The sequence below is a fragment of the Paraburkholderia sp. BR10882 genome (assembly GCF_040948855.1).
GTDB lineage: Bacteria > Pseudomonadota > Gammaproteobacteria > Burkholderiales > Burkholderiaceae > Paraburkholderia > Paraburkholderia nodosa_A.
The window spans coordinates 1-15,896 of record NZ_JBFPKP010000028.1 but is presented as its reverse complement, the minus strand read 5'-3'; the positions used below and the strand labels follow the sequence as shown (position 1 = coordinate 15,896).

The window sequence follows — 15,896 nt, the reverse complement described above, 5'->3', positions numbered from 1 at the left end:
GGGATCAAAATGAGCCAGTTTGCATGGACACTAATCTCGTCAAGCTCGCTAAGCGTCTTGCTCACGGGAGCGCTGGCATGGCTTACGCGCACTTGGATTGGCGAACGCTTACGAGGTGCGATTCGCTCCGAGTACGATGCAAAGCTTGAAACGCTGAAGGCACAGTTGAAGTCTTCCGCTGATGCTATGCTCGAAACTCATAAAGCGCAGCTAAAAGCGCAGAGTGACGTCGAACTCGAGCGTCTGCGGACATCGCTGGCGATTGCGGCTGCCGAGCGGAGTGTGACCCACAGCTGGCTCACTCAGCGCCGATTCGAGGCAATTGCCGCAATCTATGGTCCGCTCGTGCAGTTCGCCGAATTGCTTGCCCAGTACCGTTGGGACTATGAGGTAGGGCGTGAAGCGTCCGTGAAAGAACAAAGAAGGCAAGAGACCTATCAAGCTCAACAGGCGTTCAGGGACGCATTCGCTCATCATCAAATATTTCTAGCCAAGTCGAGTGCTGATCGCATCCTGGAGATGGTGCCGAAGCTAATACAGCCGATCAAGGACCTCGAGGCCGATCCGGAGCAAACTGGCCATACTACGGTTCCTTACCAAGAGTGGCAGAAAGAAGCGCACGCGGCGATGGATCTCCTCGAAACTGATCTTCGCATGCTGATGGGCGACGTCGAGGACGCGAAGCGATGAGCGCGCATATTTGGCGCGACGGACTGGTCAACGCGGAAGTTTAGCAAGAAGCAACTTTCCAGCAAGTCTCCAACGAGTTTCAAGCGCCAATGGAAACCTGCCATTCGAAAGCAGTCGTCGCGGAACGACTGCAACGGGATGTCGTGAACAACCGAATTGGCCCGACCCGCCAGCCACCGATTGAATTCGACAGCCGATGTACTCCGAATCCCGCCATTTGGTGGGCGAACACGCGACCGAGAAGGTCGAAACTGTGAGTTGGCGGATTCACAAAGCGGCTGCCTGTCTCCTTCCGGCGACGTCGTCGATCGCGGTGCAAGCGCCGTGGTTTCTCTCGCGTCGACATTGCGTGATCTGAGCGAATGAACTCAGCGTCACGACACGCCCGAACTTCAGGGCTACCGCGTCCGCTTCTAGCGTCGGGATTCGTCGGCGCAGGCTCTCAATGCGGCTTGTGGAAGATTCGCCGCCATGAATCGGGCTAGGTCGAACATCCCGTGCGCGTGCACCGAACCGGAAGGAAGAAGCGTTCGCCAGCTCCAGTTGTCGAGATAGCGAATGTCGATCCACTCTTGTCCTTGATTTCTTTCGTTGCCCGGATCTCCAAAATGCAGGAGTGAGCGCAGACTCGCCAGGATCTCACCGCGATTGTAAATTCGGTATATCGTGAGCCCGTCTGCCTGCTCCGCGAAATCGGGCGCGCTTCGCTTGCCGGAGACCGGTGAGGGATCGAACGCGTAGACGACTTTCACGGCAGGAACACCGCTTTTGGCCGACAGCGAATAGGCAAATCGTTGAGCGAGGCCCCCGCCAAGAGAATGTCCCGTAGCGATGACATGGGCTCTCTTGAGCCATGCCCATTGCGGCTCTGCCACGCGCCGATTGAACTCGGTGATGAAAGTCGGCACGAAGGTATCGGTCAGGACGGAATACTCGTCGGTGGGATGGAGCGGCGCCAAGAGCCATCGAAGATTGGCTTTCCAGTCATCCATGCTGCTGGCAGCCGTACCACCGAACGCGACGATGACTTGCCCCTTGTCCTCGTTGGACCAGACCTCGGCTCTCAGATGGCCATTCAAGGACTGACACTGGATTGTGGCCGCCGCATCAACGGCAGGGTTCTCTGCTGGCTGAACGGCAGGTTGTGGCCGCCGCACGTTGTCCTGCTTTCCGAGCTGCTCACAGTACTGACTTGCCACTTCAACCGAATGACGTTTCAGCGCGGCGTGTAACGACAAACTGAAACTACACTCACCGCGCCATCGCTTTCCGATAGGTGAAGACCGCTCCCGCAAAGTCGGTGGGTGGCGCCTCGCCTTTGCGGCGTGCTTTTTCAATGGCCGTCTCGTGCTTCATGTCGGTGGCGTCGAAGTGCAGGGATTTGCCGAGAACGTCCGCGCATGCATACTCGTCGCGTGCAATTTCGCCGCCGCCGATGAAAAAAAAGATGTCGGAGGCCTCGACCATGACGCGGGATGTCGGAGAAAGTGTTGTGCCGTTATCGAGGTATCCGCCCCACTGGTCATCTTCAATGACGAACACGCAGTCGACGTCATCTGAAAACGGAACCTGCTCCCTTAGCGCCTGTGAGGACACGATGCCAATGGTTTTGAATGCGTTCGGCAATGAGGGCGACTTCGCAAGTGTATATACGAGCCCGATGCCTACCGATGTCGCGCCAGAACAGACGACGTCGGCGGTCGGGTCCAGTGCGCTGAGCAGTTCTAACAGGCGGCCTTCAACGAATGCCTCGTCTTCATATCCGGCAGAGGAAAATCCCGAAAACGTCGCGAGCCGACATCCTGGACCGAGCATGTCTCGAATCCTGAGGATCGCGTCGTCGACATCGCGTGGACGAATGATCTGTGCCTTGCTCGCTTCGGTCATGACTCGTCACTCGTGAACTGCGGTTCGCGTTGTGGTTCGCGCCGGCCGACCCTCGAGGCCGCGCACCCGCATCGCCTGATCAAGGGTCGTCGTGTTCGAGCCAGCATGGTACGACGAAACCGAACGTCGTGCCCGCGTACGATGTTCGCATCATGAAATGGCGATGGTTCGATCGACAGGCAGCGAGACGACATCGCCGGGATCTTCGAATTCCTCGTCGGCCGCTGCGCAACCTGGATATCTGGAGCGTTCACGCTGAAGCCACGAAACGATCTCCGCGTCGATAAAGTGAATCTGGCCAAGGTACATGTATTCTGGAAAACCCGTGGTTCCGAGCGTGGCCGTGTCCCACCAGCAGGACGCCTCGCAGGAGAGGGGCGGCGGCTCCTTCACGCGGCCGTACTCGTACGGCACCCATTGCGATCCGGCAGTGTTGTTCGTCATGACGGCCAGTACGTGCGTGCAGTTCAGCAACGCCATTTCGATGATCGCCGCAGTGAGTATGCTGACTTCGAAGGGGTTCAACGGCCGGCCCAACCGCTGGCTCAGCAATTGAACCTGTGCGTTGCGCGCCGGGTCCAGATCGATCACGTCGAGCCAGTAATTGAAGCGGTTCTGAAAAGCCAGTTTTGCGATGCTGCGGGCATACGGCTCATCGATCTGACGATGAGAGATGAACAAGCGTGGACACGTAGGCAACGGGATGCCGAACCGGAGTCTGCGTAGGTCACGAATCCATTCGTGCGCAAGATCGAAGTTGCCGCCGAACGGAAATTGTTGCATACCCGCTTCCCATTCCAGACGACCGAAAGGCGCCCATGGAAGGGGGGCAAACCGCAAGTCAGGCGATAACAAGGAGTGCCGTGGGCTTCGGCGGCGTTAAGTCAACGCTGTGCGAACAGATGTTGGGCAACGAATGCGTCCTCGTTGTACGGACATATGTTTCTCGGCGCACGAGACGACTTTCGCTTCCGCCAACATCCGCGAAAGGGCGATCGCGCGTCGATATCGCTCGAGGACGATGTGCGCATCGCGCCGCCTCGATGTCGTCCGATGGTTCCATTGCATGAAGCGATTCAATACGCAACGCCGATGACGGCACCAGCAAGTGTCGCTGGGCGGTCCGCGCTTCGTTCGCTGCCTCCCGCGCACGAGGAAAATGGCTGGAAGATGTGAAGCGGGCGCACTAAAGTATTTGAGTTCACACCGGCCCGATTTTGGGGGGACCTGCTGAGCAGCCCTTCCGACTTCGGCGCTCAGCCGTGCAATGCGAAGGACCCGATGCAGGCGGTCTGAACGATCACGGCTTCGAACTCTTTTGTGTGCGAGGTTGCCCGATGCGAACATCCTTATTCGTTATATCCGACCTCCATCTTGGTGGCGCGCCCGCGAGCAATGGGCAGCCCGGCTTCCAGATTACCCCGCCGCGCACCCAGGCGATGCTTGCCGAGTTCATCGACCGACTGCCGGGTCGAAGTGCCACGGCGGACGTGGGGCTCGTCATTGCCGGCGATATCGTCGACTTTCTGGCCGAAGAGACGTGGCTGGCGTTCACGAGCGACCCGAATGCGGCGTGCGCCAAGCTCCGCCGCATCCTCGACGACACCGCGCCCATCTGGGCCTCGCTGCGACGATTCGTGGAGCAGCGCGACGGCGCGCTGACGCTCATGCTCGGCAACCACGACATCGAGATATCGCTGCCGGCGTCACGCCAACTCCTGCGCGAACGGCTGGGGGGAGGGCGGATCGACTTCATCTTCGATAACGAAGCGTTAAGTGTCGGTCCCGTGCTGATCGAGCATGGCAACCGGTTCGACGAGTGGAACGCGGTGCCGCATGGCGCGCTGAGACGCGTACGTTCGCAGTTGTCTCGCGGGTTGCCGGTGCAGCCCGAGTTTCCGGCGCTACCTGGCAGCCGGCTCGTCGTCGACGTGATGAATCCGCTCAAGCGGCAGTATGCGTTCGTTGACCTGCTCAAGCCTGAGGACGCCGGCGCGCTTCCCATTCTGGCCGCGCTGGGAGCGGGCGGAATACGGGACGCCTGGAAGTTTTTTCAGAGATTTCGTGACGCCTGCCGCGTGGATTACGACGAGACTCGCGAGCCGCTTAGCGCGGAGTACATCGGCGCGGGCGATCAGTCCGACGAGGAAATGTTCGATCTGGCAATGGAGATCGAGAACGGCGGCGATGCATCGCAGATCAACGCAATAGGCGATGCCATGCGTGCCGCCAGCTCGGCGGTCAGCAACCTTGATCGGAAAGTCCGGCGCGACGCGTTGTTCAAGGCGATTCGCGGCAGGGCATCTCGTTTGCTCGGCGCATTCGAGGTCGACAAGGAAGACGACAAGTATCTGACTCCGGCTCGCACGGCAGCGGACGCCGGTTTCAAGGTGGTGGTCTATGGGCACACGCATCTCGTGAAGCGCGTGCGGCTGGGCGATGCCGCATCGGATTGGCCGGTCTACCTCAACACGGGAACTTGGGCGGATCTGATGCGCATGCCGGACGCCGTCTGGGCCCCTGACGAGAGCCACGCACTCAACGCGTTGACACGATTCATTGCCGATCTGGAGAGCGGCGCGCTCGATGACTGGCGCCGAGCCGTTCCGACCTACGCGAAGATCGAGATCGACGGCGAGACGCTCATCGATGCCGACGTCTACTTTGCCGATGGCGCGGGCGCCGAGCGCGTGAGCACCGATGCGCTTCTTCAACGCCTGGCGGGGGGGGCGCCGCATGATTGATATCGTGAATGGTCTCTCCCGTCTGAAGGAAACCTGCGTGTTCATCCGCGGTCCGGATGGCTCTGGCACTGGCTATCTCGTCGCGCCACAGCGCATCGGCACAGCATTGCACGTGGTCCGATCCTGGCAGAAAGGTCAGTTCTTTCCCGTCATGATCGGGGTGAACGGTCAGATGCGTCAGGCATACCTGATCAAATCCGACAGCGCCACCGATTCCGCCGTGCTCGGTTTCGACGAGCCGATCGATGTCGTGCCGCTGCCGGTCGCGCAGCCGCTCGCGGTCAATTGCGAATGGGCGGGATATGGATTTCCGGCGTCGGCGGTCAAGACGGCGAATCCTCATGGATTGCCGATCGACGGCCGCGTGATGGATCCGCAGACGACGAACGATGTCGGCCAGACAGCGATCCTGCTCTACTCTCACGAAATCGCGGCGGGCAACGCGTCGCCGTTGCACGGCTTTTCCGGCAGTCCGGTACTCGTCGACGGCGCGCTCGCGGGGCATCTGACGAAGCATATCGGCGATGCTGACGACAAGCGCCGTGCCGCATATGGCTACGTCTATGCGTGTCCGATCAGCGAAGTGATCAAGCTGCTGGATGTCGAACTGGAGACAGTGACGATCGAGCCGACCGCGATCACTACGCGCGAGCAGTCGATACCGTCGATCGGCGCGGACGAGTTTCACGTGTTCGTCAGCTATCGATCGACCGACCGTCCCTGGGCCATGCGTCTCGTCACGCGGCTGGAGGGCGCGGGGCTGCGCGTGTTCATCGACCAGAACGAGCTGAAGCCAGGCGGATATCTGGCGGGTCAGCTCCAGTCCGCGCTCGCGCGCAGTCGTGCGGCCGTGCTGCTCGTGAGCCAGGGTTGGATCGAATCGCCGTGGTGCCAGGAAGAGGCGAACGTGCTCATTCAGCGTGACGTGAGCGACAAGCGTTTCATGCTCGTGCCGCTGCGCATCGACAAGAGCACCATGCCGCCCATGCTCAATGCGCGCGTGTGGCTGGATTTCAGCGATATGGCCGAGCCTGGAGGCGGTGCGCTCGATCGTCTGCTTAATGCGCTCATCGACATTGTGCCCGGAGAGAGAAGCGAGCCGTCCGAACGTGCGGACGAGACCGATCTGCGTGTAACGGACCGGTTCGTCGCGGAGATCAGGACCGCGGGCAAGGGCGACGTCAGCGGCGTCTGGACAACCGTGTCCGAATGGCGCGCAACCGGACTGACTGACGTCGCGCCGTTGATTGCCGCAGCCGAAGTCTTCAGCGGCAAAGGTTGGTTCGAATCCACGCTCGACGTGCTCGCCGACATGCCGCCGTCGGTGCGCGTGCGTCAGCTGCGCGCTTTCGCCTTTCGCAAGTTGGGGCAGATCGACAAGGCGATCCGGAAGCTCGAAGCGTTCAAGGAAGAAGGGCAACTGGACGCGGAGACGGCCGGCCTGCTTGCCGGCTGTTACAAGGCCCGCTGGCAGCAGGCGGACGATCACAACTTCGCACAACTGGCCTATCTCACCTATCGTGAGGCATACGAGCTTTACGACGATCCGTTCAACGGCATCAACACGGCGGCGATGGCGCTCCACTGCAACGAACGCAACGTGATGATCGCGGTCGCCACGCAAGTGCGCGACAAACTGCTCAAGAAGCGTGAAGCGGACCGCGACCACTGGGATCTCGCGACCTTGGGCGAGGCGTCCCTGCTGCTTAGCCGTTTCGACGACGCGCGTGACTGGTATCGCAAGGCGGCCGCACGAGCGGCTGGGCTGCCCGAGAACATTGCCGTGATGCGCCGTCAGGCGCGACTGAACCTCGGCGCACTGGGCGAACCGAAGGAAAAGTTCGACGACCTGTTGCGCGTACCACGCGTGCTTGTGTACTTCGGGCACATGGTCGACGCGCCGGGCCGTCCGATTCCGCGTTTTCCGGCGAGCAAGGTGGGCGCGCTTGTCAACGCCGTGCGTAGCAAGATCCAGAGTTATGGATTGCTGTGCGGATATGGGCAAGCCGCTCGTGGTACCGACCTCATCGTGCTCCAGGTGTTACTCGATCGTGGTTCGCCGGCCGAAGTCGTCCTGCCGATGCCGATGGAGGATTTTTTCGCGTTGTCCGTCGGCGAAAAATGGAAGGATCGCTTCGAGGTCGTTCGCAGGAGTGCATGCGTCCATTTCGCCGAGCCGGTGCGAAAGCGGCGGCCAACGAACGAGGAACTCGAACAGGCGTTCGCGGAGGCAAACCGGGAAGTCATGCGGCGGGCGACCGAGTTTGCGCGCCGCCTCGATAGCACGCCCATCGTGCTCGCGGTCTGGGATGGGCGGGAGGGCGATGGCCCCGGTGGCACGGCAGACGCCGTCGAACTGTGGCAGCAGGCCGGTTACGACGTGGACTTGATCGATATCGACAAGGTCTGAGCGATCCGCGCAGGCAACGGTCATGCGCTGATGGACACGCGTCGGGCGATCAGAGAGACGGAGGGAGTGTGCGGATCTTCGTGTCGTCCTCGTTCGAGGATCTGAAAGAACATCGCGCTGCGGCGATCCGCGTCTTGAGGCAGCTCGGCCATGAAGTGCTCGCGATGGAGGATCTCGTGGCGGCGGCGTCGACACCGCTCAACAAGGTTCTGGAGATGGTCGACCGCAGCGATGCCTATGTTGGGCTATTCGGGTGGCGCTACGGCTATGTCCCGGGCGCGGGCTTCAGACGTAAGGCCAATGGAAAGGACACCATGCTCGGTGCCGACTCCGTCGCGGACGGAGAAACGTCGATCACGCACTTCGAGTATCTCCGCGCATTGGAGCGCGGAATCCCGATCATGGCATTTCTGCTTGACGAGCAATATCCGTGGCCGCCTCAACTGATCGATGGCTTCGATGCCGCGCATCCGCAAGCGCAGCCCAACACCAAAAAGATCCGAGCACTCCGGCAGAAGCTTCAACTGGAACGAATCGTGTCGTGGTTCACCACGCCGACGGACCTGGAAGCACGCGTCGGCACAGCGGTGACAATGGCGGGACTTACGCGGCAGCTCAATCTTGAAGAAGCGCAGTTGCTTCCCGCGGAAGCTGGAGCGGCGAGCGACAGTGCGGCTGGCGAAGGCATCAAGAATGCCATCGTGGCAGCGGGCGATATCGGGCGCGCATTGAAAATCGACCTCGCCACGAGTTGGTGGTCGACACGTCTTTACCTGATTGCAGCGCTTGCGAACCGCTTTACCCAGGTGAAGCGCATTCTGGTCGTCGATTCACGCCCAGCCGACAACCCACAGCAATCCCCTCCGCCGGTGCATGAATCGCCTGCTCTTCGGGATGAACGCTTCGTCGGCCAGCTCTCTGTCAGCGCTATTCTTGCGATGCTCGAGCCACCGGTGATCGCGAGGAGCACGTTTTTGGCGTCGCTGCAGGTTCGCCCCGTGATAAGCGAAGACACGTCGATCGCGATAGACCAACTGGTGCTTGAGTGGGCGTGTTCGTTCAACGATATGATCGGCAATCACATCCATGAACAGGCCGTCAAGGTGGATCTCACAGCGGAAAGGCTACGGCGGCGGTTTGGTGATGCCATGCTGCAACAACCCATACGGATCGCCGACCTGAAACGCGCATCCGAGGTCGATATCCTTCGACTGCTAGATTATCCGAACGACTTCGTGCCGGTGGTCACGCGTGTCGCCGGCACAAGTAAAGGGACGTATTTTGAACGCGTGGACATGGTGGACAAAGTCGCGCTCAACGCACGGCTCGCGCGAAGTTATCTGGAGGAACTGCTGGATCGCGCGCGCATTCGATGAGCGTAGGCGTCGTTTGGCCCGTTCGTCGAGGAGTGCGCCGCCCGTCTCACTGGAGCGCAGTGGCAACCTGCTTGAACAACGCAAACCTTTCATTGACTCCCGTCGTGCTCCCGTTAATGCGACGCGTGATTTCCGTAAAATCCTCCAGGTCGTCGTCGCCGGTGCGATCGTCTGCCAACTCGTTGAGTCCGCGGGTCTGCCAGAACCACGCGCCGCTCAGGCATGCATTCACCGGTTGGGCGAGCAGTTCCGGATGTTCGATGAGACCGACGCCGATGGCCTTGGCGGCCGCCGCATAGTTGCTTCGGCCGGTGAGCTGAATGATGCCGCGTCCGCGGAAGCGGTAGCCGTCGTCGCTAGCGACATCGCCGTTGCCCATACGATTCGCGTAGACGTAGTCCCCGAGCTTCCGCGGATTGTTCACATACGGGGCGGCGGAAGCGACGTTTGGAAACCGGTTGGGCCAGACTTTGATCAGATTCGACGCGGTGTAGTTGAGGTTCTCTTCGAGGTGATTAAACTGACCCGACTCATAACCGGTTTGTGCCAGAAAGCTTGCAATGCGATCCGGCGTATCGATGCCGAATTTTGGTAGTGCTGAATTAAGCGCGTTCGCCCAGACATCCGGTGCTGCGCAGTGCGGAAAGGCTTGCTTCATGATTGCGGCATTCAACATGGAACGCTCCTGATATTCCAGGCCGTCGGGCTGGGAGTCTCCATCGGGAAGGCGCATCGGCGTGCGAAGTCAATTCAAACGGATAGCTTCCGCAAGCCTTGGTGTGAAATCGAAGATAGTGCGCGCCTAACGGGAAAGCAAGAATAGCAATGTGCGGTGGCGAACACTCCGGACATCGGCGCAAGCACATCACGACCATTCATCGTGATGTCGCTCTCCGGTTGGATGCTTTTCATTTGATTGATAAACGCCTATTGTAAATTTGTCGAGCTATCGGGAAAAGTTCGACACTCCGAATTAATAGACCCAGCAGATAGAGCAAGCGGATGCGAGAATTTGCTTCCGGCTGCTCGCTGGCTTATTGGCTTGTCGGCTTATTGCGTAAGCGTAGACCTACCTACCTTCGGTCCGATATGGTAATCGACGATCACGACAATCCGATGCGCTCCGCGCCCATGGCGGAAGCCGACTGGAAGCGTTTGATCCGGCAAATTCGCGAGGGTTTCGTGGTGCCGGTGCTCGGATCGCAATTGCTGTCCGACGAACAAGGGTCGTCCACAGTGCAACGCGACGTTGCCGAACGTTTGCTCAAATTGCATGACATACCCGAAACGGCTTGGCCCGAAATGCGGCCGTTTCGCGAACTGAATGCTGCCGTCTCCTGGCTGCGTGGCAAGGCCAAGGTGAAAGCACAGACGCTCTACGTCGACGTGTCCGAAATCTACAGCGATCTGGCGAACGATTCGGCGCCGCTGCCCAAACCGATTCGCCAACTCGCGGAGATCACCGACTTTCGCCTATTCGTGAGTATGACGAGCGATCCGTTGCTCGCCGCGGCACTGAAGGGGCTTCGTCACACGCGTGAGATCGTGCACGCGCCGAAGCTGCCTTCCGACGAGTGGCAGGACATGCCTGCGAGCGCGAGCGCCGGACCCGATGGCGATGCATGGGTACTGTACATGTTCGGCAAGGCGCGACCCGCTCCGGTCTATGCGATCCACGACGAGGACGTGCTCGAATACGCCCATAACATCATGGCGCGCGGCAGCAACGTTCCGGTCAACTTTCTCAGAGCGTTGCAGGACCGCAACCTTCTTTTGCTCGGATGTGGCTTGCCTGACTGGCTCGGACGGTTTTTCCTGCGGCTGACGAACAAAGACCGGCTATCGGAGAAATCGCGTCACGAATGGCTTGTGGAAGCGCTGCGTGGCGGGCAAGTGGACGATGAGTTAACGACCTTTCTCAATAATTTCAGTGAGGATACAGAATTTGTCCAGTCGCAGTCACCGGCGGCGTTTGTCGACGAACTGCACAGGCGTTGGACGAGTGGCGGCATCGGTACGCCTCCAACCGGCCCCCGCCTAACAAGAAGCTGTCCAGTTTTCTTCGTCAGCTATTCGCGCGGCACCGACGCCCCGCGCGCCGTCCGAGTTGTAGAAGCGCTGCGGCAGCTCGGATGCACCGAAGACGACATCTGGTTCGACCGAAGTAACATCGAAGTGGGTGATTCCTTCGCGCGGGATATCTCGAACGGGATCGAGTCTTGCCGTTACTTTCTCGTCTTACTATCCCATCAGGCCATGCAACGGGAACAAGCCTTCGTGTTTCGTGAGTGGCGGGCGGCAGACAAGATTGCGGAATCCATGAATCGCCGTTTCATCGTGCCTCTCGTGATCGACCATGAATATGAGCCGTCCAGCTACGGCCGGGATATTGTCGACTGGCGCCATCTGCAGTTCGGTCACGCGCCCGACGGCGTTCTTGATGATTCGTCGCTTAGCCTCCTGAAGCAGTTGCTTCGCGATGCACGCAACCCGACTCGTATATGAAGATTGTATTTCCGGCCATTCGTTGGCATGCCGTAGTGCCTGAAGTGAGCTACGCCCGCGGGAGGGAAGAGGAGATCGCGACCGCAACGGCGGGTCCATCTCTCGACGACCAGCATCCCTGGCCGGGGCTCGCGCCTTACGATGAAGCGTCGAAGGAATGGTTCCAGGGCCGCGACAACGAAGCTGAAAGCTTCGTGAGCCTCATCGTTGCTCACGCAGTGGTTAGCCTGTATGGCAAGTCTGGGCTGGGCAAGAGTTCGCTGCTGCAGGCCGGCGCTTTCCCGCGGCTTCGTGTAAGAGGCTTTCTCCCGGTTTATGCGCGGCTCGATTTCACGGCATCCATTTCACCATCGGATCAGCTTTTGAGGCTTTTGCTCGGCGCAGCGGACGCCTCGGGCATCGAGCGCGTCGAGCCTGCGCCTGGCGAGGGACTGTGGGAATACCTGCACCGCCCTGATTTCGAGCTTTGGACTCCTGATAACCACTTGTGCACACCGGTCCTGGTGCTGGACCAGTTCGAGGAAGCGTTCTCACGCGGGGGAGGGGCGCAGTCGCTCATGCCGTTGTTCAAGAGCCTTGGCGATTTGATCGAAAACCGCATTCCGTCAGCGATCGCTTCCGACAAGCACTTGCTGGAGTCACTGGACGTGTTCCGATGCCGCTACCGTATCGTGCTTGCGTTCCGTGAAGACTATCTTCCCGATATGCGAGCGTGGGAACCGCGCCTGCCCTCATTGCTGCGGCAATGGATGCGCCTTCTGCCGATGAAGCGGGAGGCGGCGGTGTCGTCGGTGGAGCGCGCGGGTCACGCGGTGATTGCTGAAGGTGTAGCAGATTCGATCGTCAATTTCGTCGCCAGCCGGGCAGGTGGCGGGGACTTCGACGCTACCGTCGAGCCGGTGATGCTCAGCCTGTGCTGCACCCGGTTGAATCGGAGGCGCTTGCCGGGACAATTGATCGATGGGGAATTGCTGCGTGCAGCCGGTCCCGATATCATCGACGACTTCTATGCAGAGGCGATGCAGGGCTTGCCGGACAATGTGCATCGATTCGTGGAGGATCACCTGGTGCAGGGACGCAGCCGGGGCAGCTATGCACGCGATGAAGCCATCGAACAGGGTTTCATCGATGCGGCACAACTTGAGCGTCTTACTTCAGTGCACCGGTTGCTGCGGGTGGACCCGCAAGGCGACGTTCTGCGTATCGAACTCATTCATGACCGACTTGTGGAAGTGGTGCGTCAACAACATGAAAGGCGGCGCGTGCGCGAAGAAGATGAGGCGGCTCGGTGCGCGTCCGCTGAGCGATTTCGCCGGCAGGTTGCGTTGGCGACTGTGATTGGCTCCGTGTTCGTGGCGCTCGTTGTCATTGTCCTCTCTGTGTACGCGTTTAACCAGGCTAGAAGTGCGCAAGCGGCACGCTCCGCTGCGGAGAGGGCTGAGGCCACAGCAAAGCAAGCTCTTGCGAAAGCAAACGCCGCAGCTGCACTCGCGAAGCAGCAACTCGCGCAGAGGACCGTGCTCACGAGTAACGGGTGGTACGCAGGCGACGATCCCAAACAACTCGACGACGCGATTAAGGCCAACGAAGCGATTATTCGCATGCTCAATTCCTCGACGCCAGCCGACCGGGCACGCCGACTTGCGACAACCGTGCAGATCTTTCCCAAGAACATCGATCAACCACGTGTGACCAAAGCGATGGGCGAACTCGGGTTCGACGCGAAATTAGCCACGCCAAAAATTACAAATGGTCCCACAAACGCTGTTTTCTTCGGCTCCGGCAGTAACATAGAGGACGTCAAGCTTGTAGTGCTAGCGCTTATTCGGTCTGGCCTTGTCGTGCGAACGATACAGCCCATTCCAATAGACGTTCCGGGTAGCAAGAGTTCGCTTATCCAGACTGGTGCGAATCTTGACGCTATCGATCGGCCACCCTACACCACAGATGAAGTTGTTCAGGCTAGAGCATTTACGGGTGCGTCGCGAGCGCTCGAGAGGTGACTTGATCAACCGATCGGTATGGCGCAATCGCGCTCGGCCGGTATTCGTAGCGTCCCCGCTTGAAAACGCGCGAATTGCGCCCATCGCTGCTTGTGAACCGTCATCGCGATAGGGCGCGTAACTAGTGTGCCCGTTCAGCGTCGCTGATTCGGCAAACTCTGTCGATCGAGTGAGGGAACCGACTAATCTTGTGGCACGCTCATCCCCGAGTGCGTTCCAGAACGTCGAAAAGTAGGTTGAGTAGTTCGTCAACCCGGTTCGTAATTCCAAACGCGAACGGTGGCGTTCCGAGTGCCGGGTTGAATTGCCCAACAGTGAAGATCACAGGCACATCTAACCCGAAATCACGTTTTTTCTCGAGAAACCGGAGGCCCTCATCTTTCACTATGCCACGCCGCATGTCCGATATCACGACATCGAAGGCGCCTTCGCGAAGCGCGTCCAATGCGGCCTCGGTAGTCGTCACTACCTGGACCTTCATGCTCAAACTGACCAGGATTGCCGTGACTTGGGCCATCTCCTCAGGTACGTCATTCACCATTAGCAACTGTGCGTCGCGGATTACGCTCGCCGATCTCGCAGCGCGCCTTGCCACCTGCGAACGGCCCAGCGCTGTGGATACCAATTCGCGCGCGGGTATTTTTTCCAGATTGTCCTTTACCTTCAGATAAAGGAGAAAGCGCCCGAGCGAGGATGCGACCTTATAAGCTAGGTCCTCCGGCGTAGTGAAGGTATCGACGACCGTCTTTTTCCGAAGTCGCTCGATGAATTCGTGCAGGCGTTGCTGCCCCGATCCCATTTCGATGGACTTCGGCGGCCATGGATACTCTTCGTCAACTACGAAGCAGAATGTCGGTTTTTCTTTTTCCTGTGCGAAGTCATATTCCTGCTCTGTGATGGATCTGGTTTGACTTTGGGGTATGAAGCCATATCGGTGAGCGTATATGCCGACCAACGCATCCGAGTCCTGAATCTCCCCAAGGCAGGCAACGGATGCCTCGTCCGGCCGTGCACCGAATACTTCCATTCGCACGCCTTGTTGCCCGAGCCGCTCAATGGCCTGCGCCGCTGCTTCGCGGTGGCGAACGAGGTCTTTGTATGTCGAACTGAGGAAGATCTTCATTGCAATCTTCTCCCTTTGAGCGTTCAGGCTAGAGTAGTCGAGAACGGCTAACAGGTCTAGGCCGCAAAGTTTGTCCGAACGGGATTGGTGGTCCCCGAATCCACACGATTTGTTACCCGTCGTGACTCAACGAATAGCTAGATGATTCTGTGCACCGGTTTTCGTTCAAGACCCGCGCAGATCCCAAGTGGGGCTTCCGTGGGATCTTGCGCATGTGTGCGTCGCTGGAATACAACGGTTCGTTGACTGAGCACAGATGGCCGCTAACTTTCTGCGGCTGAGTGCACGGAGAGGTATGCATACAAGGGGCGCGGCACGACGAGTTCGTCGGCATTGGGGGAAATCTGGCGCGTCGATGGTGGCGTCTGGACGGTGAGGGCACGTTTTCAACTCTTCGAGTTATTCATAAAAGTACAGGCCTTATGATAAGAATACTTATCTTCACATCCGCTTTGCGCGACGACTTGGGGCGCCACTATGATTCTGGCGGAAATTCTGACCAGCATCCCACACGGTATGAATCACCACTTCGAATTCGTTGCCTTCGCGCTGCCGGTCAGAATCGCTTGCGCCGCCCGTCGCGGCGCTCGTGGCTGCGTATGACCCATGAGCCGTGCCCAGCCCAGTTGCTCGACCGGGCGCGACGTCGGTCCCTGCACGTCTCGCCGCGGGCAGGATTGTCTGATGCGGTTTTTCGGGGGCCGCCACGCTGCTTCGGGGCCAGCTGTCAATCGAGCAAAACCGAAGCAGGCTAAGATCGCGCTGACCATATTCGAGGGGGAATCATGGCTACGCTCAGGGAACTGAAAGCGCAAATGGCCGCCTTGGAGGAGCAGGCGGCGTCGGCCCGACTCGCAGAAATTGAAGAAGTGCTCGCAGACATCAGGGCCAAGGTAGCCGACTATGGGTTTACCGAGCGGGACATCTTCGGACGCCGGAGGGGCACGCGTGCGACGCCCGGCGGGGGTGTCGTGCCTCCCAAATATCGTGATCCAAAGACGGGCGCGACCCGGTCGGGCAGGGGGCGTGCGCCTAACTAATGGAATGGACGCCCCCACCCGAAACGGCATCGGTGTGCCAAAGTGGAAGTGTCGAAGCTACCACTTAATCGAGGAGGGCGCCCAACATGAAGATTACGACGATTGGCATTGATTTGGC

The 15,896-nt window shown here is 59.4% G+C and carries 12 protein-coding genes; 7 read left to right on the top strand and 5 right to left on the bottom strand.

Annotated features, from left to right (window positions below; translation table 11 throughout):
* The first annotated feature begins 9 nt into the window (after positions 1-9).
* Positions 10-690 carry a hypothetical protein gene (locus tag AB3X99_RS37170; protein ID WP_368619792.1) on the top strand — a complete coding sequence of 227 codons (681 nt, stop codon included), beginning with the start codon at positions 10-12 and terminating at the stop codon, positions 688-690.
* A gap of 413 nt (positions 691-1,103) precedes the next feature.
* Here the strand turns inward: AB3X99_RS37170 and AB3X99_RS37165 are convergent, their stop codons facing one another.
* The 3 genes from AB3X99_RS37165 to AB3X99_RS37155 form a co-directional block, all read right to left on the bottom strand.
* Entirely contained in the window at positions 1,104-1,928 is an 825-nt protein-coding gene (locus AB3X99_RS37165; protein ID WP_368619791.1) for a hypothetical protein, read from the bottom strand.
* Positions 1,929-1,941: 13 nt separating this feature from the next.
* The gene (locus tag AB3X99_RS37160; protein ID WP_368619790.1) at positions 1,942-2,577 is read right to left on the bottom strand and encodes a hypothetical protein; all 636 of its coding nucleotides are present in this window, start codon (positions 2,575-2,577) and stop codon (positions 1,942-1,944) included.
* Between the two features lie 150 nt (positions 2,578-2,727).
* Positions 2,728-3,432: a hypothetical protein gene (locus AB3X99_RS37155; RefSeq protein ID WP_368619789.1), complete on the bottom strand. Its 705-nt coding sequence runs from the start codon at positions 3,430-3,432 to the stop codon at positions 2,728-2,730.
* Between the two features lie 584 nt (positions 3,433-4,016).
* On the opposite strand from AB3X99_RS37155, the gene AB3X99_RS37150 reads away from it, so the two are divergent.
* The 3 genes from AB3X99_RS37150 to AB3X99_RS37140 all read left to right on the top strand — a co-directional run bounded on the left by AB3X99_RS37150 (position 4,017) and on the right by AB3X99_RS37140 (position 9,107).
* Positions 4,017-5,321: a hypothetical protein gene (locus AB3X99_RS37150; protein WP_368619788.1), complete on the top strand. Its 1,305-nt coding sequence runs from the start codon at positions 4,017-4,019 to the stop codon at positions 5,319-5,321.
* A gap of 4 nt (positions 5,322-5,325) precedes the next feature.
* The gene (locus tag AB3X99_RS37145; RefSeq protein ID WP_368619787.1) at positions 5,326-7,731 is read left to right on the top strand and encodes a TIR domain-containing protein; all 2,406 of its coding nucleotides are present in this window, start codon (positions 5,326-5,328) and stop codon (positions 7,729-7,731) included.
* Between the two features lie 68 nt (positions 7,732-7,799).
* A complete protein-coding gene (locus AB3X99_RS37140; protein ID WP_368619786.1) occupies positions 7,800-9,107 on the top strand; it encodes a DUF4062 domain-containing protein in 1,308 nt (435 codons plus the stop codon).
* Positions 9,108-9,153: 46 nt separating this feature from the next.
* Here the strand turns inward: AB3X99_RS37140 and AB3X99_RS37135 are convergent, their stop codons facing one another.
* The gene (locus tag AB3X99_RS37135) at positions 9,154-9,783 is read right to left on the bottom strand and encodes a glycoside hydrolase family 19 protein (RefSeq protein ID WP_368619785.1); all 630 of its coding nucleotides are present in this window, start codon (positions 9,781-9,783) and stop codon (positions 9,154-9,156) included.
* Between the two features lie 326 nt (positions 9,784-10,109).
* Between AB3X99_RS37135 and AB3X99_RS37130 the strand changes: the two genes are divergently transcribed.
* Positions 10,110-11,612 (top strand): toll/interleukin-1 receptor domain-containing protein, encoded by a 1,503-nt coding sequence (locus AB3X99_RS37130; RefSeq protein WP_368619784.1) that lies wholly within the window; start codon positions 10,110-10,112, stop codon positions 11,610-11,612.
* Positions 11,609-13,615: a hypothetical protein gene (locus AB3X99_RS37125; protein ID WP_368619783.1), complete on the top strand. Its 2,007-nt coding sequence runs from the start codon at positions 11,609-11,611 to the stop codon at positions 13,613-13,615. The genes AB3X99_RS37130 and AB3X99_RS37125 overlap by 4 nt, the downstream gene beginning before the upstream one ends.
* 199 nt (positions 13,616-13,814) lie before the next feature.
* On the opposite strand, the gene AB3X99_RS37120 is transcribed toward AB3X99_RS37125, so the two are convergent.
* Positions 13,815-14,738 carry a DUF4062 domain-containing protein gene (locus AB3X99_RS37120; protein ID WP_368619782.1) on the bottom strand — a complete coding sequence of 308 codons (924 nt, stop codon included), beginning with the start codon at positions 14,736-14,738 and terminating at the stop codon, positions 13,815-13,817.
* A gap of 785 nt (positions 14,739-15,523) precedes the next feature.
* Between AB3X99_RS37120 and AB3X99_RS37115 the strand changes: the two genes are divergently transcribed.
* Positions 15,524-15,778, top strand: a complete 255-nt coding sequence (locus AB3X99_RS37115; RefSeq protein ID WP_368619781.1) for an H-NS histone family protein — start codon at positions 15,524-15,526, stop codon at positions 15,776-15,778.
* Positions 15,779-15,896: the final 118 nt, after the last annotated feature.

Bases quoted from the DNA above. Each gene is read 5' to 3' on its own strand.
- AB3X99_RS37170 (WP_368619792.1), top strand. From the start codon at position 10: ATGAGCCAGTTTGCATGGACACTAATCTCGTCAAGCTCGCTAAGCGTC.
- AB3X99_RS37160 (WP_368619790.1), bottom strand. From the start codon at position 2,577: ATGACCGAAGCGAGCAAGGCACAGATCATTCGTCCACGCGATGTCGAC.
- AB3X99_RS37150 (WP_368619788.1), top strand. From the start codon at position 4,017: ATGCTTGCCGAGTTCATCGACCGACTGCCGGGTCGAAGTGCCACGGCG.
- AB3X99_RS37135 (WP_368619785.1), bottom strand. From the start codon at position 9,783: ATGTTGAATGCCGCAATCATGAAGCAAGCCTTTCCGCACTGCGCAGCA.
- AB3X99_RS37130 (WP_368619784.1), top strand. From the start codon at position 10,110: ATGCGAGAATTTGCTTCCGGCTGCTCGCTGGCTTATTGGCTTGTCGGC.
- AB3X99_RS37125 (WP_368619783.1), top strand. From the start codon at position 11,609: ATGAAGATTGTATTTCCGGCCATTCGTTGGCATGCCGTAGTGCCTGAA.
- AB3X99_RS37120 (WP_368619782.1), bottom strand. From the start codon at position 14,738: ATGAAGATCTTCCTCAGTTCGACATACAAAGACCTCGTTCGCCACCGC.
- AB3X99_RS37115 (WP_368619781.1), top strand. From the start codon at position 15,524: ATGGCTACGCTCAGGGAACTGAAAGCGCAAATGGCCGCCTTGGAGGAG.